This is a genomic window from Halobacteriovorax sp. GFR8, assembly GCF_050955245.1.
In the GTDB taxonomy this organism is placed as follows: Bacteria; Bdellovibrionota; Bacteriovoracia; order Bacteriovoracales; family Bacteriovoracaceae; genus Halobacteriovorax_A.
The window spans coordinates 316,311-333,575 of sequence record NZ_JBPBLR010000002.1 but is presented as its reverse complement, the minus strand read 5'-3'; the positions used below and the strand labels follow the sequence as shown (position 1 = coordinate 333,575).

The following is a 17,265-nucleotide window of genomic DNA, read 5'->3' as shown; positions in this document are numbered from 1 at the left end:
ATGTTTAAATCGTTTAAAGCATTAATTGTACTAGTTATCACAGCTTCAACAATGGCATGTCCTTATCAAATTGAAACACAAAATCTATGTGTTGATATCGAGTGGACTAACGGGCCATTTGATGGAAAGCCTTCAGCATTTGAAGCAATTGTTTATGATAAACAATCAGGAGAAAGAGTATCTCCAGAAGATCTTAAAGTTTATGTATGGATGATAATGGCAAACGGTCACCAACACGGTGGACCAGCTATTTCTTGGTCATTTGATGAAGATCAACTAATCAATGGAAATGCAAAATTCTTCATGGGTCACATGAAAGGTTACTGGCAAATTCGTTTTGAACTAAATGGTGACTTTGCTGCAATTGATGTGGAGCTTAAGAAGTAATGAAATTATTATCACTGGCACTTTTATTCTTACTATTCACAAGTTGTGGAAAATCTCCATTCTCTGGCGACCTGAAAGAGTTAGTTGGTGGACGTGATAATATTACAAATGAATTACAATTTAATACAGAGGCCCTGACAATTTCTCGACAATGGGAAAAAGGGCCACTGCTTTACGATAGCTCAACGATCACGATCACATTTAAAGATTCAGCAGATAACCTAAAGGATCCGACTGGAGATTTTTCGGCTTATATCTGGATGCCTGACATGGGGCATGGATCCTACCCAATTACAGTAACGAGAATTGCGACGGGAGTCTATGAACTAACTGACATCTATTTCACAATGGGTGGTCTTTGGGACTTTCACTTACAATTAAAAGATAACGGAAACTTATACGACACTGTCTCATGGCCACTTACACTCTAATTCTACTGACATTCTTCTTTTCACTAACGACTAATGCATCTTCATGTTGCGGCGGTGGCGCAAATATTCCAAATATTATTTTAGGTGACCACCAATGGGAAGCAAAAATTAACTATGCAAACTCTGCAGTAACAAGTGAAGCAGGCGTTGATGGCAAGATTCATAATATTAATTCTAAGAATGAAGTTACTGAAACTGTCGCGTTAAAAGGCAGCTACCTCATTGACAGCTATTTTCAAATAGCAATTGATATTCCAGTCAAAAAAAGAACAGTAGAATCTTCGCTAAAAGAAACTAGTACCACTGAAGTAGTCGACCCAAGCTTTCAACTTACTTGGGAATTTTTACCAGAACTCACTTATAATCTTTTAAAGCCTCGTGGCTTTCTATTTTTCAAACAGCTAATCCCAAATGGTAACTCTATATATAGTTATGACGATCCCCTCTTATCAGACTCACTTAGCCGAGGAGTCTATGAGTCAACTCTAGGCCTTGCTCTCTTTAAAGTTATTTACGATTACGACTACTCTGTAACCCTAGAAGGACACTATGGTTTTAAAAGAACAATTGATAATAAAGAAGTTGAGCCAGGATTTGGGTATTCGTCTTCTTTAGGTCTTGGATATAATCCAAACGCAACAATGCGCATTGGAACTTCCCTAACGTATTGGCAAGATAGTGCCGTTAAGATCGATGGTATTGAAGGTGAAAATAAGTACTATCTTTCAACAAGCTTTAACTACTCATATATGTTTACGAGAAGTTCACTTGTTCTAAATTATTCAGATGAGACAATTTTAAATGTAGCAAAGAATACAAACCTAGCGAAGGTCATCTCACTTACTTACAAAGTATTTGAAGACCTATAAGAGTAAGCTTAAAGACTTATAGTGCTCACGCTGAACGTGCTGGTGATAACAGATATAATTAACAAGTTGGTTTAAATCAGATTTTTGAATTTGCGTACTGACTTGATACTCTGAATACTTACTGGCGGCTACATTAAGCATTTCGCTTCTAAGTATTTTACCTTCTTGTCCATTTACTAGTCTTTGCTCCTCTAGGCTTAAGTGAGAAAAGTGAATGAAGCCACCTTGCTCAATTGAGAGAGAAACAAAATCATTATCACCAATTTCGACTCCCGAGACAGCACAAGTCTCTGTTCGTGGAAAGATCCCAAGCTCAACCATTGCCTTAACAAGAAAAATGAATAACTCATGATTGGCATTAAAGTCACTAACCAATACTCGGCTTTCTAGGCGAAAGATGGCATTTGAAAGAAGGCGAAAAATTCCCTCATGACTTTTCTCACTTAGATCAAGATCGTCTTTATGTGTAATTTGTGGAGCAAATGACTGGCACAGTTCACAGAAGAAACAAAGTAAGTAGAAGGCCATTGGATTATGAGAAATATTCTTATGGCACCATTTTTCGACATGATCCTTACTCGTTAAGATTTCAAAACTGCTCTTAACTCGACCGAAGCCAACTTTAAAAAGGTAACCTATTTGTAAGATAGAAGAAACTTTCTTCTTTCCTCCACCTTGCCCACCATAGAACATCACAGAAATTTTATTTCCGTTTCTAAGGAGTAAGTTTCCAATCAAGTGCTTGTCTTGATATGGTATCTTGTTAATGAGAATACCTTCTAATTCAACCATAATAATAAGTCCTGACTCATTATAAAGAGATAATTACATATCTTGTAGTGAATTCTTTCCCACCACTTCTTCCCTTTCTCTATGGCACCAATATATTGAAAATCTTCCCCAAAACGACCACCACGACCGATCATTTGAAAATTTGTGGACTCACTAGGCATATAGCTAATATAAACATTTTCAATTCCATGTAGATTAACTCCATGGCTCAAAGCACTAGTGGCAACAATCAAATCTGCAGGATTTTGATTCTCTCTGGCCACAAAGTCTTTAACCTCTCCTCCTACACAGTAATCACATGAAATGCCTAATCTTTTAAAAAACTTGTGCCAAAAGAAGACTTCTTTTCGTGATGAACAAAAGAGTATGGTTCTCCCCCTTTCAAAGAGTAATTGTTCTAAGATAAGTTTTAGTAGAAGAAGTGGCCGAATTAACATCCGCTTCTTCTTATACATATTCTTCTTTTGGAAGTTTCCAATATTAAGAAAACAAAAGTGTTTAAAGTTATTTTCAACATCCCTTTCGATCACACGATATAACTCATCTGTAATAGTTGCACTCAGTCCTATCACTTTGGTATTTTTAGAAGATGAGATTTGATAAAGGAAATCAAGTAACCTCGGACGAAAAGACTCTCCCCATTCGTAAAAGAGGTGAAATTCATCTAATACAAAAAGGGAGTTGGATTTTAAAGCAAAATCAAGATCATCCTTAGAAAGTGACTCCACAGTTGTTAAAAAGATTCCCTTGTCAGAAATATTATCCACAACACATTCCCTCTCTTTCAAATCTTCCAGAATTGAACGCAACGGAGAGACGATAATAATCCTTTCAAAGTCTTCTAATAATTGCCAAATAAGTCTTGTTTTCCCCCAGCCCATTGGGGCCATAAATAATGTGAATGAGTGCTCTCTATTGACGATCTGTGACAAAGTTGCTTTAAAATCCATACCCAAGAGGTGCAAGAAGTGGTAAAAGAATTAAAGTTATAACTCATTAAAATTAAAGAAGATGAACTCTGTCATAATAAGAAAAGATCAAATTCGCGACTCAAAAGTTGTTCTCACGCAAGAGCAATCGAGACATTTACGTGAAGTTGTCAAAGTAAAGATTGGTGATGAACTCAAGGGAACAATTCTTGAGCAAGGACTAACGACTCTTAAGGTAAGCAATATTATCGACGCGATTGTTGAGGTAGAAGTTGGCACGATTCGTCCAGGACTTCACTACCCTATTGAGTTAATCATTGCGGCATCAAGGCCACCTACAATGAAGAAAGTTTTCGAGCATTGTAGTGCAATGGGGGCAGATAGCTTTCATATCTTCAAGGCCATCCTAAGTGATAAGAGCTACCTCACTTCTAAAGTTTACGAACGTTTTCAAGAACTATCTGAACTTGGCGTAAGCCAGTCAGCTGTTTTCTACAAGGCACCTAAACTTAAGAAGACTTATCAATACGAAGATATGCAACCACAAGGTGTTCAAAGATTTATTCTCTCACCTTATGCCACAACCAAGTTAAAAGATGTTAAAATAGATATCGAAAGACCATTACAATTGGCCATTGGACCTGAGCGTGGATGGACTAACCAAGAGATTAACGAATTTAAAAATCTTGGTTTTAAAGAGATATGCATTGGCCCTTCAATTATGAGAGTGGAAAATGCTTCAATCGCAATCCTTGGCCACTTAAACCAATTAATGGATAGGAATTAATATGCTTAGAAAAATTGAAAAACTTTTTGATGAACAAGTAAGGCCAGCACTCGCTGCCCACGGTGGAAATATCGAATTAATTGATTACGATAATGATAAGCTCTACGTAAAGATGACTGGTGGTTGCCAAGGTTGCTCTGCTTCACAAGCAACTCTTACTGATGGTGTTGCAAGACTTGTAAAACAAAATTTTCCAGATATTGTTGAAGTTGTCGATGTAACAGATCACTCAAAAGGTGATAACCCATTTATGTAATTAGTACTGATTAAAGTACTCTATTATGATCTCAGCAACTTCATCTGGTTGCTCACTCGTTAGAGCATGCCCGGCATGCTCGACCTCTTTATAAGTTACCTGATCCTCAAGCTCTTTAGCTAATACCTTACCGGCAAACTCAGGAGGAGCAATAAAATCCTCACTGGCCTGGACAACCAAAAACTTTTTGCCCGCTGCCATCTTGTATTTATTTGCGTCAATAGTAGAGATCGCATGAATTTGAGCGGCCGCGAGTTGTGGGAACCACCCATTTAGCCAAATAGAAGCATCATTTCCTTTTGCAAAGAATGCACAGCTAATCATTTCTAATCGCTTATCTTTTGGTAGGCGCATATTAAAAGAATTCTTCAAACAATTCTGTGCTTCACTAGTCATTTGATAATTACCTCCAGCAGCAAGAAGGGCCAGACCTTTAACATACTTAGGGTAATATGTTGTGAAGCTTCGTGCTAGTCTATTTCCAAAAGCATGGCCAACAAGCCAAATTTCTTCCATTCCTAACTGATCAAGAGTGTCTCTTACGTCATCAACAAGCTCTAGCATAGTCGTACTTTTTCCACTTAGCTTCCCAGTACTTTTTCCGATACCACGCGGCTGAATTAAAACAACTTGATAACCTGCCTGGACAAAACGATTTGTCAGAGTCGATTTATATTTCTCAGTATAATCTTCGACCCCTCTACCAAGCGAAGGTAAGATAACGAGATACTCTCCAACCGAAGCCTTTTCACTGAAAATTCTTACGTGATTAGAAGAATACTTATGTCTAACGATCGTTTCTTTTTGAAGGTATTTAACTGTTGGTGATTGTGTCGTACTACTACAAGAAAACAGAACGAGATAAAGCAAGATAAGAATTAAATGCATTGAGACTCCTCGATAAGCTTTTTACTACTTATCGAGAAGTCCATTCATACAAGAACTTAATTAAGATTAAATTATGCAACTTTTGTGTGTTCTTCTAATTCAGACTCGCGCATACCATAGTCTTCATTGGCATGAGAAATTGACCTTCTTACCCTATCTTCAGTCTCCCAATAACTTAATCCTGAAAGAATAATATTTCCACTGGTGGCAAATGCCATGACTGTAGTCACGAGTATAATTTCTAGTAATTCCATATTTGCCTCCTAAATCTAATCATATAGACTTATCGGCAGGTAATTATGAAATACCTCCAAATTCTACTCAATTTCCAATAAATTTAAAGAGTTAGACTATAGGATCACTCGTGAACGTGTCTCAGTAATTTGCTCTTTTTTGAGCCTTACAAGAGACAGTCCCTCATCATTTCTTTGATCAGAAAGAACTTCTCCCCATGGATCAATAACTAAAGAGTGTCCATAAGTATGAATTCCTAGATTATTTTCACCACATTGTGCACTGGCCACAACAAAGCATTGGCCTTCAATTGAACGTGCTCGTAATAGAGTATGCCAATGGGCCTGTCCTGTTGGTACAGTAAATGCTGAAGCAAAGGTGATAAGATCAACTTTATTGTCATAGTAATATTGAAGAAAGCTTGGATAACGAAGATCAAAGCAAATTGCGATACCGATCTTCCAGCCAAGTACATCAATAATTAAAGGATCTTTTCCAGCAGTATAAATATCGGCTTCATTAATTTTTTTTCGTTTTGCTTGTCCTTGTTCATCTACAGTTGTGATGTCACAAGAAAATAGATGGCACTTGTCGTAGCTACCAATAACATGACCTTGAGGATCCAAGTTAATGGCCTTATTAAGAATACCTGTATCAGTTTTAAAAGCAACAGAGCCCCCAATAAGGAAGAGCCCAGAATCAACGGCCAATTGTCTGATGTTATCAAAGTGTTCATTGTCCCACTCCACGAGGTACGGGCTTGGCTCGCGGCCATTAGAGATTGAATAAAAACATTCAGGCAGGAAGGCCACCTGGGCCCCCTCTCTTTTTGCCTGAGATAAGTATGTTTTAATTTTTTCTAGATTTGATTTGTAATCAAGTGATGAAGAAATTTGAATATTGGCGACGACCAATTCATTCATTAAATCTTCTTCCCAATCGCGTAGTAAGTGAAACCTTCTGCTAAAACTTTTTCTGTCTTAAATAGATTTCTCGCATCAAAGATTACCTTTTCATTTAAACGAGTAGAGATTTCAGCAAAGTCTGGAGTTGAAAACTCTCTCCACTCAGTCACAGTAACCATTGCATCACAACCACTTAAGCAATCGTACTTATTTGAAACTTCTTCTAAAGATGTGTGGTATTTTTCCCCTACAGCTTTCATGAAGTTTGTCCCACCTTCAGGATCAAAGAAACGAATTTTTGCACCGGCATCGATTAGATCTTTTGCCATATAAATTGCTGGAGACTCACGTACATCATCAGTATTAGCTTTAAATGCTACTCCCCAGAACGCAAAAGTTTTTCCACTTAAGTCTTCTCCGAAGTGTCTTTTTATTTTTGTTGCCATGTAGAGCTTCTGCTCATCATTTACATCCTCAGTTGCTTCAATAACTCTAAGAGAATGTCCATTTTGTTTAGCTGTATAAATTAAGGCCTTCACATCTTTTGGAAAACAAGAACCACCGTAACCAGGACCTGGATATAGAAAGTGTGACCCAATTCTTCTATCGCTTGATATCCCCTGTCGAACCTCATTAATATCGGCACCGAGAGTGTCACATAATCTTGCAATATCATTGATGAAAGAAATTTTTGTAGCAAGAAAGCAATTAGCTGCATACTTTGTCATCTCTGCCGATAAATTCGACATCATATAGATAGGATTTCCTTGTTTAACAAGTGGCTCGTAAAGTTCTTCCATGGCCTGAGCGGCTTTTTCATTATTGTGTCCAATAACAACGCGATCTGGTCTCATGAAGTCCTCAATCGCTGAACCTTCTTTTAAAAACTCTGGGTTATTTACGATATGAAATTTCTTATCTGTATTCTTTGCAACAATCTCTCTTACTTTTTCACAAGTTCCGATTGGCACTGTTGATTTAATAACAATGATTGCATCATCACAGATATTCTTTGCTATATCTTCGGCCGCTTGAAATAAGTAAGTAAGGTTAGCACTTCCATCATCACCTGAAGGAGTTCCTACTGCTAGAAAGATTGACTTTGAGTCTTTTACTGATTCAAGGCTTGATGAGAAATTTAATCTTTCTGCTTTAATATTTCTTTCTAATAAATCATTTAGACCTGGTTCAAAAATAGGTGATTCACCACGTCTCATCATGGCAACCTTATTTTCATCAATGTCGACACAAGTTACCTTGTGACCAATTTCTGCAAAACAAGTTCCGCTTACTAAACCAACGTATCCCGTTCCAATTACTGTAATTTTCAAGCTATTATCCTTTTTAAAAATTGGTACTAGATTAGCACCTTTTATGCTAAGTTTTAAGCCTAAATAAGGAATTTAACTATATGCACAAAGCGTCAATTCAGACAATTCTTAAGGTTATTTTTGCAGCAGCAATTCTCACATGGCTTGCAAAATCTGATAAACTTGACCTTAGTCTGATCGGACAAGTACTTGAGAATGGGCCATGGGCCTTAATTTCGTTTGCTCTTTTAATATGCAGTTCATTTATTGCAGCATTTCGTTGGTCACTACTTCTTAAAACCAAGAGTGATAAAATTCATATTAAGAAGATCTACCCAATCAATTTAATAGGACAATTCTTTTCAACCTTTCTCCCTGGTATCGTAACGGGAGATTTTTTAAAGCTTCTCTACGTTAGGGATTGTGACAAGAATTTAAAGAGATCCTTTCTCTTAAGTACCGCACTTATTGATCGCATCATTGGTCTCATCGGGCTCTTGATTGTAGGTGGACTATCTTCGATTTATTTTTATTCAGAGTTAACTGTATTATCGCCAAAGGTTAAGCCACTTATCTCTTTTAATATTATGTTGCTACTTGGTGCTCTTGGATTCGTTCTTGTGCTCTTTATGCCAGTAAGAATTAAGATACATGTGATTGAGCTAATTAAAATCCTTCCATTTGTTGGAGATAAGATCGCAAGTATCACTGAGACTTTTTGGAAAATTGGAGAAAGCAGAGCTGTTATCCTAAAGTCTATTGGCCTTTCAGTTATTGTCCACATTTTAGCTATTACTGCTTTTTGGAGCTTAGTCCACTCATTCCTTCATACAAATATCGGTATCAAGCAGCTCTTTAGTATTATTCCAGTGGGGCTTATCTCAATAGCTATTCCTATCTCACCTGCGGGAGCAGGAGTTGGTCACCTTGTTTTTGAAGAACTCTTTAAGGCCCTAGGCCAAGATAAGGGAGCTTCATTCTTTAACCTCTACTTCTTAGTAGCAATTTCAGTGAACCTTCTAGGTGTGATTCCATACGTCCTTTGGAAAAAGAAGCATACATTTAAAGAAGCTGAAGCGCTTGAAGAAGTTCAGTAGAATTATTTAATTAAAAACAAAAATCTTTTTAGGATCGATATGACCGTATTGGCGCCACTTTGTTTTTAGGGCCTCAATTTTTAAAAGAAATTGCATATCTCTTTTGCGATCATTAAGTTTTCTGACTTTCTTTGATTCCTTAACTAGCGGGCCTCTTGCATCATATGGAAGAACCGAAATGTCATCGAGTAACATCGTCTTTCCTTCATGGCTAATTGTACGGGCAATGAATAAGTCATCTTTTACAAGTTGTAATGTAAACTCATTCTTAGGAATATAGAATTTTGTATTGTGAAGAATGTCTTTAAAGACATGCTTTTTAAAAAGGTTTTGTCCACGGTACTCAAAAAGAGAATGGTTAATACTTAACATTGAATCTTTTTGATTTTCTTCAATTGAGATTTCATTAACAAATTTCTTAATTAATGGGCCATTATCATCGAAATCACGTTGAGTGATATACCAATAGACGAAACCATTCATACGAGATTCGTAATCTTCATCTTCTTCAGATAATTTTCCAGCAAGCTTGAAGTACTCTTCTTTTGCTGACCTTAATTTGTCATAGTATTCATTTGATGAAAACTTCGTTACAGCATCATCTAAAATACTTCTCAATTCTTCCATGTTTATTTTTTCCCACCACTACTGTCTTCATCTACAGCAAGTACGGCCAAGAATGCTTCCTGTGGAACCTCAACAGATCCAACCATCTTCATTCTCTTCTTACCTTCTTTTTGTTTTTCAAGAAGCTTTCTCTTCCTTGAAACGTCACCACCGTAACACTTGGCGAGTACGTTCTTACGAAGTGCCTTAACAGTTTCACGAGCAACAATTTTAGCACCAATTGCGGCCTGGATGGCAATATCAAATTGTTGACGATCAATAATCTTTCTTAAACGACCAACAAGATCGCGTCCCTTATAATAAGCATTATCAACGTGACAAATAATTGATAGGGCATCAACTTTTTCACTATTAAGTAAAACATCAACCTTAACTAGTTTCGAAGGCTCGTAACCTTTGAAGTCATAGTCCATTGATGCATATCCCTTAGTGTAACTTTTTAACTTATCATAGAAGTCAAAAACCATTTCACTAAGTGGAAGATCGTAAGTTACTTGTACACGCTCTTCCGTAATATATTTCATATCAGTTTGAATACCGCGTTTCTCTTCACAAAGACGAATGATCTTACCTACATACTCATTTGGTACGTGAATTGAGATTGAAACGATTGGTTCAGTAATCTCTTCAAACTTACCAGGCTCTGGCATCATTGAAGGGTTATCAACTTCAACAATCTCACCATCATTCATCTTTACTTTATAAGATACAGAAGGCGCTGTTGAAATTAAATTTAAACTAAATTCACGCTCAAGTCTTTCTTGAATAATATTCATGTGAAGAAGGCCAAGGAAACCACAACGGAAACCAAAACCTAGAGCTTGAGAAGTTTCAGGCTCATATGTAAACGAAGAATCGTTAAGAGCTAGTTTTTCTAGTGCATCTTTTAAAACTTCATAGTCGTTAGACTCAACAGGGAAGATACCGCAGAAAACCATTGGCTTAACTTCCTCGTATCCACCTAAACTTGGTGTATCTTTCTTCTTGGCATTAATAACCGTATCCCCAACTTTTACGTCACGGATATTTTTAATACCACAAATTACCATCCCTACTTCACCGGCACCCAGCTCTTTTACTTCAGTAAAGAAAGGAGTATTCACAGCAAGCTTAAGAACTTCATACTCTTGATCAGAGTTCTTAAGATAGATCATATCTTTCTTACTAATTGTACCTTCAACAACTCTTAGTAAGAAGATTACACCTTGATATGGGTCAAACCACGAATCAAAAATTAGACCCTGTAGGTCCTTATTAGGATCACCTTTTGGATGAGGAATTTTTTCTATAATTGATTCTAGAAGATCTTCAACCCCTAGACCTGACTTTGCAGAAACTTCATCAGCATCTAGTGCCTCAATTCCTACAACATCTTCAATTTCTTGCTTTACACGATCTGCATCCGCATGAGGAAGATCGATCTTGTTCAGAACAGGCATGATCTCAAGATCATTTTCAATGGCCATATAAACATTGGCAAGAGTCTGTGCTTCTACACCTTGAGAAGCATCAACAACAAGTAGTGCACCATCACAAGAAGCAAGTGATCTTGATACTTCATATGAGAAGTCAACGTGACCCGGAGTATCGATGATATTTAGGTAGTAAGTCTGTCCATCGCGGGCCTTGTAATTCAAGCGTACAGTTTGGGCCTTAATTGTAATCCCACGCTCTTTTTCAAGTTCCATATTATCGAGAATACGATCAGATTTCTCACGATCTGTAATTGAACCTGTTTTTTCAATTAATCGATCCGCAAGTGTCGACTTTCCGTGGTCAATATGGGCAATAATGGAAAAATTTCGAATTAGTTTCCTATCAATCATTGTATCTATAACTCCGCTAAATTCCACGAATCATAGCACAGAAATCAATGGATAACTATATTTTCAGCATTTTCAGGCACCTAAATCATTAAGATGCCTGAACTTCTTTTGACATTACCATCAAGTAATAATCTAGTGACGAGTCGCGTCCACGAATTGGAATAACTGACGCGTAGCCCTCATAAATATATTCAACTACTTCCTCGGCTTCTTCCTGTTCCTCGGCAACTTCATCACCTTCAATATCAACCTTTACTGAAATCTTATCTCCAACTTCTTTATCTGATTTAGTTGAATCATCGCGCTTAGCGATTTTGATTTCCTGGTTTTCAATCTTTGAACGACGCTTAATGGCAAGCTCATAGGTCTCAATAATACACTGCGGAATAATTGAGTCAGTCATCACCTTACCAATTGTATCCTCAGATTGAACTTGAAGAAGTTGGTAAATCTGATTATTCATATACATCAGCTCACCCTTGGCATTTGTTAAAAGAACCGGCCTTTTAACCATATTGGCGAGTACATCAAATTTTCTATTCTCAACAACGATCTTATCCGCACGTAATTCTTCGAATTTCTTAAAAGAGTGAATCATCTTATTCATCTCTTGGGCAATTTCGCCAATCTCATCATCTTGGGAGTAGTAAATGGAAACATCGAAGTTACAATCTTGAAGCTCGCGAATTGCATCTTTAATTTTCTTAAATGGTAGCGCAATCTTTCCAGGGATAACTAAACCTAAAATTATTGTCCATAGAAAAGCGATAATAAGAGTAATCATCATCTTACGTTTTGTTTCGTTGATAATTCCCTTAATCTTCTCTTCTCTTTCGACATTTTGATAATACTGAATATCTTGAAATTCAGAGAAAGCATCAAGAATCTTATCCGCAAGTTCTCCAATAGAGGTCATTCCAATATTATTTCGATGAAATAAAGATGCCTTGCTTAGAATAACTTTTAGAGAGTCCGTATAGGAGAGCATTTGCCCAATAATCTTTTTTACTTCAGGCTCATCATAGTGAGTATCGAGTCTTTGAAGTTGAGATGTGAATGACTCACAAAGATTTAGAATCCTCTCAACCATTTCAGGAGTAGGTTTCTTTGTTAGAATTCTTCTTTGGTTCTTTAGAATCGCAACGGCCGAAATCCTAACTTCGTCAGTAATAAGAGTTACTTTATTAGAACGATCTGTGATGGACTCAATTTCTTTATTGAGATTATTTAAATGATAAAAAACGATGAACGCAAGAAGGATTACAACTGCTGCTGCAAATGAAAAACTCCACGCGACTCGATTTCTTAGTGATAAATTCAAAATACTTCCCCTTTATGCGACATTAAAGACTTATGCATCCTCAAGATCAGCAAAAAGTTTATTAAAGTTTTTCTCACTTCCGACAAGAACAACGATGTCATCTGATTCGATAATATCCATCGGCATCGGACAATCATTAATCTCCATACGATAAGCGGACTTACCGTCTTCAGTGATATATGGAACCTTCTTTTGAAGGGCAACAATATTAAGTGAATAGTTTTGACGAATCTTACTCTCGACAAGAGTCTTTCCTTCAAACTTCTTCCCAAGCTTTAATTCGACAATTGAATAACCAGCTGCAAAGTTGTAGCGCTGAAGAACGTGTGGGGCGATGATCTTAGAAGCAACGATTTCCCCCATCTCCTCTTCAACTTTAATGATTTCAGAAGCACCAATTTCATGTAAAACGTGCTCGTGAAGTTTAGAGGTAGCACGGGCAATAACACGACCAACCCCAAGCTTTCTAAGCATTGTTACGGCCATAATCGACATTTGAATATTATCCCCGATGGCCACAACTGCCGTATCGACGTCAGAAATATTTACTGATCGAAGAGATCTCTCATCTGTTACATCAAGGGCAACAGCGTGAGTAGTACGGTCTTTAATTTTATCAACGAGCTCATCATTCTTATCAATAGCAATTACCTCGGCACCTTTTTCAAAAAGTCCTACCGCAGTTTTTGCTCCAAATGTCCCTAGCCCGATAACAGCAACTAGCATATAAAATCCTTTATTTAATTTTAACCAATCATTATTCGTCCGTCAGGATAGTCTAATTTACCTGAGTATTTCTGTCTCTCACCAATAGCTAAGATTAATGTGAGAGGCCCAATACGTCCAATAAGCATTAGCATCGAAATTGCGATCTTTCCTGCGACAGTTAAAAATGGAGTAACTCCAAGTGTGAGCCCAACTGTCCCCCCTGCACTCAGTACTTCAAAGAAGAGAGGCAGGAAATTTTGGTTTGGCTCTATTTTCATCATGACAAAAATAAATGATGTTGAAACAACGATAGAGATGAACATTAGTGCCGTTGCCCTAACAACAACTGGGCCTGCGATCTTGCGATCAAACATCATAACGTTCTTATCACCTTTAAGTGTTGAAATAATAGATTGAACTAAAATTGCCAGAGTTGTTGTCTTTACCCCACCGGCCGTCGAACCAGGAGATCCACCAATGAACATAAACATGGCCATCATATAAATCGTATATGAGTGGAGGTTTGTCAGTGGGATCGTATTAAACCCGGCCGTTCTTAAAGTAATTGACTGGAAGACAGATATTTGGATTTTTTCCCATAAATTATATCCATCAAGAGCACCTAGGAACTCTCCAAAGAAAATAAAGATTGCTCCACCGACAGTTAAAGCCAGTGAAGTAATGAGAACAACTTTAGTGTGCATTCCCAGTCGAACGATGGTCTTTTCTCTTGTGACAACTTCCTTTAATTCCTTAAGAGCAATAAAGCCAATCCCACCAAGAGAGATCAGAATGGCAATCGTTCCGTGAATGAGTGGATTGGTTGCATAGTTTTCAAGAGAGTTATCAAAAAGAGCAAAACCTGCGTTACAAAAAGCAGAAACACTATGGAAGAATCCGTAGTACATCGCCTGACCAAATTCAAAGCCTTCAAATGTGAAGCCAATCGTTAGAATGATTGCACCCCAAAGTTCAATAATGAAAGTGTACTTAACAATATTGATAATCATGGCAAAGAGTTCTTCAAGTGACGAAACATCGAGAAGATCTTGCATGATAATACGATCTTTCATCTTCATTGATCGACCAAGAACGATGGCCATCGAAGAGTATAAAGTCATGATGGAAAGCCCACCAATTTGAATCAATCCTAAAATAACAAGTTGGCCAACAATACTAAAGCTTGTATTTGTTCCAAGAGTAGATAGGCCAGTTACACATGTTGCGGAGGTTGCGGTAAAGAGAGCATCCACAAAGCTAATACTAACTCCATCCGCAGCAGATAGAGGAAGCATAAGTAATAATGTTCCAGCTAAGATAACCCCACCAAATGTGAAGAGTACAAGCTGAGCAGAAGTTAATTTTATTTTACTAAAGAGCGTATCAAATCGATTCTTATATTCCCGATTAGTTGTCTCTCCCCCATCGTCATATAAAGATAAAATTGTTGAGAGTAAGTGAGCGCTCGCTAATAGATAAGTGAACTTTAAGTCACCCCAAGTAATAAGTGTTGGGATAAAGACAAGTAACGAAAATGAATAACGACGGAAAAAGTCTTCACCATTCTTTGCTTCAATCATGTTCTTAATAACTGTTAAAGCAATGGCAATTGGTACTACCCAAACCATTAAGTCTAGGGTATTCACGATAAACTTTTGATTCCAACTGGCAGGAATCTTCTTATTATCATAGAGAGTGAATAAGAGGATAAAACTACCGTTGAAAAAAAGTTCAAACAGGAATGACAATTTTTGTAATAATGATGCCATATTATTTAATAATATTACTAATTTAGCTAAGTTGATACTTATAGCAGATTGAGACATATTTTCCTATGACTAAAAAGAAGAAACCTAACAAAGAGATCAAGTTTCCAAAAAACTTCCCCGTCGACTTCAAAGTCGAACACCTCGACTCTCTTGGTCAAGGCGTTTCAAAATTAAATGGAATTACCTTTATCCAAAAAACTCTACCTGGAGAAGAAGGAAAGGCCCTTGTCTACAAGTCTAAGAAAAGCATTCAATTTGCAAGCTTAACTGAGTTAACTAAGAAGTCCCAATTACGTACTGATTCTGAATGCCCTTACTATAGTGAATGCGGAGGTTGCCACTTCCTGCACACAAGCTATGAGAATGAAATTGAATTCAAGAAGAAAGCTTATCTCGATAATTTCAATCGACAATTCAAGATTGATTTGAGTGATGCACTTATTATCCATAAAGCAAGTGATCGCTACCATTATCGAAATCGTATTCAGCTTCATTACAATAAAAAGGATAACTCACTTGGGTTCTTTAATGACTCTAATTCAAAAATCACTTCAATTAAAAATTGTTTAATGGCCAATGATGATATCAATCGGGAGCTAGCTAACTTGCATGACAATTGGCAAGGTGAAGCAAAAAAGACAAAAGGGCATATTGAGCTATTCCAGCGCGATGGAAAGATCTTAAAAACTTTTGACTCTTATTACTCAGCGGAGGGATTTCTACAAGTAAATCCACCAATGAATGAGCTTTTATTAAATCTAGTTAATGAAAAAATGAAAAGTGTCACAAATGACTCCTCAACAACAGTCGACCTTTTTGGCGGAAATGGGAATATTACAAAGTCCCTTTCTCATCGAACGATTGTTATGGATGCAACACCGACAAAATATATCAAGTTACAAAATAAGGAGTATCAAGAGTATAGCGAACTCGATATTTATCATCAGTCGGCCATTAGTAAACTTGAAGCCTTCAATATAAAAGATATTGATCTACTTGTTATAGATCCACCTCGCAGTGGCCTGAAAAATATTGACGATTTTACTAAAGTACTTAATCCAAAATATATCGTGTATGTAAGCTGTAACAATCAAACACTGGCCCGAGATACTCATAAGATTCTTGATGATTACATCATTGAAGAAGCGCACATGTTCGACTTCTTCCCAGGTACCCGACACTTTGAATCAGTTATCTTCTTTAAACATAGGTAACGATTGTAAGCTCTTAGATTAACATTGTAATGGGCGCTGAAAGCCATTACAATTAAAGAGTATATTCTCTTTTTAATCTAACGTTTTTGGTGAAATGATGAAACGAACTACAGTTACTTTTCTATTTGCAACATTAATTGGAATCATGACAACTTCTTGTTCTTCAAGTCAGAAAACGGAGCAGTTGAAAAAAGCAGAACTTTTCTATACATATGGAACTCAAAAGATGATTGATAAGGATTACTCTCAAGCACTTGAGGCTTTAGAGAATGCTAATCAATTAAAGCCGAATGATACAAAGACGCTAAACAATCTTGGACTTGCTTATTATTTCAAAAACAGACCTGAAAAAGCTAAGTTCTATTTCAAGCAAGCAATCAAGGTTGATAATAAGAACTCTGATGCCAGAAATAATCTCGCTTCGATTTACTTTAAAGAAGGCGACTATAATAAGGCCGAAGAGCAGTACAAAGTTGTTCTTAAAGATCTTATCTATCGCTACAACTACCGAGTAAAGTATAACCTATCTCTAATTGAACTAAAGAGAGGAAATAAAGATGCGGCCATCAAATATCTTCAACAAGTAATAGGCTACACTTTAGATTATTGTCCGGCACCTTTTCAATTGGCCATGATTTATAAGAAAGATGGAAATATTAAAGATGCCATTAAAAATTTAAATATTGCAACAAGTGGTGAGTGTAAAAAAGAGATTGCACCTAAATTTGAACTTGCAGAAATTTATCGCTCTCTTGGAGAAAGTAAAAAGGCTCTACCACTTTACAATCAGATCATCGAACAGTTTCCAAGAACTGATTATGCGAAAAGAAGTTTAGTAATAAAAAATAACCTAATGAAGAACGTATACTATTCGAACAAATTTGAAACTGATAATTTATAAATAATTAAAAAGGC

General features: G+C 36.8%; 19 protein-coding genes. 8 read left to right on the top strand and 11 right to left on the bottom strand.

All coding sequences use genetic code 11. The features are described 5' to 3' along the window. The 3 genes from ACRXC1_RS02155 to ACRXC1_RS02145 are packed head-to-tail and all read left to right on the top strand — an operon-like array spanning position 1 to position 1,687. Positions 1–387 carry a hypothetical protein gene (locus tag ACRXC1_RS02155; RefSeq protein WP_433656145.1) on the top strand — a complete coding sequence of 129 codons (387 nt, stop codon included), beginning with the start codon at positions 1–3 and terminating at the stop codon, positions 385–387. Further along, complete coding sequence (locus tag ACRXC1_RS02150; protein ID WP_433656143.1) at positions 387–818, top strand: FixH family protein; 432 nt, start codon at positions 387–389, stop codon at positions 816–818. The genes ACRXC1_RS02155 and ACRXC1_RS02150 overlap by 1 nt, the downstream gene beginning before the upstream one ends. After that, positions 800–1,687: a hypothetical protein gene (locus ACRXC1_RS02145; RefSeq protein WP_433656141.1), complete on the top strand. Its 888-nt coding sequence runs from the start codon at positions 800–802 to the stop codon at positions 1,685–1,687. The genes ACRXC1_RS02150 and ACRXC1_RS02145 overlap by 19 nt, the downstream gene beginning before the upstream one ends. Here ACRXC1_RS02145 and recO read toward each other — a convergent pair. Next, positions 1,682–2,479, bottom strand: coding sequence for a DNA repair protein RecO (gene recO / locus ACRXC1_RS02140; RefSeq protein ID WP_433656139.1), 798 nt, complete (start codon positions 2,477–2,479; stop codon positions 1,682–1,684). The genes ACRXC1_RS02145 and recO overlap by 6 nt on opposite strands. Next, complete coding sequence (locus tag ACRXC1_RS02135; RefSeq protein WP_433656137.1) at positions 2,467–3,411, bottom strand: DEAD/DEAH box helicase; 945 nt, start codon at positions 3,409–3,411, stop codon at positions 2,467–2,469. Before ACRXC1_RS02135 ends, recO begins: the two co-directional genes overlap by 13 nt. 79 nt (positions 3,412–3,490) lie before the next feature. Between ACRXC1_RS02135 and ACRXC1_RS02130 the strand changes: the two genes are divergently transcribed. Both ACRXC1_RS02130 and ACRXC1_RS02125 read left to right on the top strand, forming a co-directional pair. Then, positions 3,491–4,195 (top strand): RsmE family RNA methyltransferase, encoded by a 705-nt coding sequence (locus ACRXC1_RS02130; protein WP_433656135.1) that lies wholly within the window; start codon positions 3,491–3,493, stop codon positions 4,193–4,195. Between the two features lies 1 nt (position 4,196). Next, on the top strand, positions 4,197–4,451 hold the full coding sequence (locus ACRXC1_RS02125; RefSeq protein WP_021266260.1) for a NifU family protein: 255 nt from the start codon (positions 4,197–4,199) through the stop codon (positions 4,449–4,451). Here ACRXC1_RS02125 and ACRXC1_RS02120 read toward each other — a convergent pair whose 3' ends face one another. From ACRXC1_RS02120 to ACRXC1_RS02105, 4 genes are all read right to left on the bottom strand, one after another. Next, entirely contained in the window at positions 4,452–5,339 is an 888-nt protein-coding gene (locus ACRXC1_RS02120; RefSeq protein ID WP_433656133.1) for an alpha/beta fold hydrolase, read from the bottom strand. A 71-nt stretch (positions 5,340–5,410) separates the two neighbouring features. Then, a complete protein-coding gene (locus ACRXC1_RS02115; RefSeq protein ID WP_392857462.1) occupies positions 5,411–5,593 on the bottom strand; it encodes a hypothetical protein in 183 nt (60 codons plus the stop codon). 96 nt (positions 5,594–5,689) lie between these two features. Then, positions 5,690–6,496 (bottom strand): nitrilase-related carbon-nitrogen hydrolase, encoded by an 807-nt coding sequence (locus ACRXC1_RS02110; protein WP_433656131.1) that lies wholly within the window; start codon positions 6,494–6,496, stop codon positions 5,690–5,692. Then, positions 6,496–7,809, bottom strand: a complete 1,314-nt coding sequence (locus ACRXC1_RS02105) for a UDP-glucose dehydrogenase family protein (RefSeq protein ID WP_433656129.1) — start codon at positions 7,807–7,809, stop codon at positions 6,496–6,498. The genes ACRXC1_RS02110 and ACRXC1_RS02105 overlap by 1 nt, the downstream gene beginning before the upstream one ends. Positions 7,810–7,889: 80 nt before the next feature. Here ACRXC1_RS02105 and ACRXC1_RS02100 point away from each other — a divergent pair, with 80 nt between their 5' ends. Beyond that, complete coding sequence (locus ACRXC1_RS02100) at positions 7,890–8,885, top strand: lysylphosphatidylglycerol synthase transmembrane domain-containing protein (RefSeq protein ID WP_433656127.1); 996 nt, start codon at positions 7,890–7,892, stop codon at positions 8,883–8,885. A gap of 6 nt (positions 8,886–8,891) precedes the next feature. Here the strand turns inward: ACRXC1_RS02100 and ACRXC1_RS02095 are convergent, their stop codons facing one another. The 5 genes from ACRXC1_RS02095 to ACRXC1_RS02075 all read right to left on the bottom strand — a co-directional run bounded on the left by ACRXC1_RS02095 (position 8,892) and on the right by ACRXC1_RS02075 (position 15,136). Continuing rightward, on the bottom strand, positions 8,892–9,512 hold the full coding sequence (locus tag ACRXC1_RS02095) for a hypothetical protein (protein WP_433656125.1): 621 nt from the start codon (positions 9,510–9,512) through the stop codon (positions 8,892–8,894). 2 nt (positions 9,513–9,514) lie between these two features. Next, positions 9,515–11,338 carry a translation elongation factor 4 gene (gene lepA / locus ACRXC1_RS02090; protein ID WP_392910112.1) on the bottom strand — a complete coding sequence of 608 codons (1,824 nt, stop codon included), beginning with the start codon at positions 11,336–11,338 and terminating at the stop codon, positions 9,515–9,517. Between the two features lie 88 nt (positions 11,339–11,426). After that, a complete protein-coding gene (locus tag ACRXC1_RS02085; protein WP_392910110.1) occupies positions 11,427–12,659 on the bottom strand; it encodes a HAMP domain-containing protein in 1,233 nt (410 codons plus the stop codon). A gap of 30 nt (positions 12,660–12,689) precedes the next feature. Further along, on the bottom strand, positions 12,690–13,385 hold the full coding sequence (locus ACRXC1_RS02080; protein ID WP_021266154.1) for a potassium channel family protein: 696 nt from the start codon (positions 13,383–13,385) through the stop codon (positions 12,690–12,692). A gap of 20 nt (positions 13,386–13,405) precedes the next feature. Then, positions 13,406–15,136 (bottom strand): TrkH family potassium uptake protein, encoded by a 1,731-nt coding sequence (locus ACRXC1_RS02075; RefSeq protein ID WP_433656122.1) that lies wholly within the window; start codon positions 15,134–15,136, stop codon positions 13,406–13,408. A 65-nt stretch (positions 15,137–15,201) separates the two neighbouring features. Here ACRXC1_RS02075 and ACRXC1_RS02070 point away from each other — a divergent pair, with 65 nt between their 5' ends. Both ACRXC1_RS02070 and ACRXC1_RS02065 read left to right on the top strand, forming a co-directional pair. After that, positions 15,202–16,350, top strand: coding sequence for a class I SAM-dependent RNA methyltransferase (locus ACRXC1_RS02070; protein WP_433656120.1), 1,149 nt, complete (start codon positions 15,202–15,204; stop codon positions 16,348–16,350). Positions 16,351–16,447: 97 nt separating this feature from the next. Continuing rightward, positions 16,448–17,251 carry a tetratricopeptide repeat protein gene (locus tag ACRXC1_RS02065; protein ID WP_433656118.1) on the top strand — a complete coding sequence of 268 codons (804 nt, stop codon included), beginning with the start codon at positions 16,448–16,450 and terminating at the stop codon, positions 17,249–17,251. The last annotated feature ends 14 nt before the right edge of the window (positions 17,252–17,265 follow it).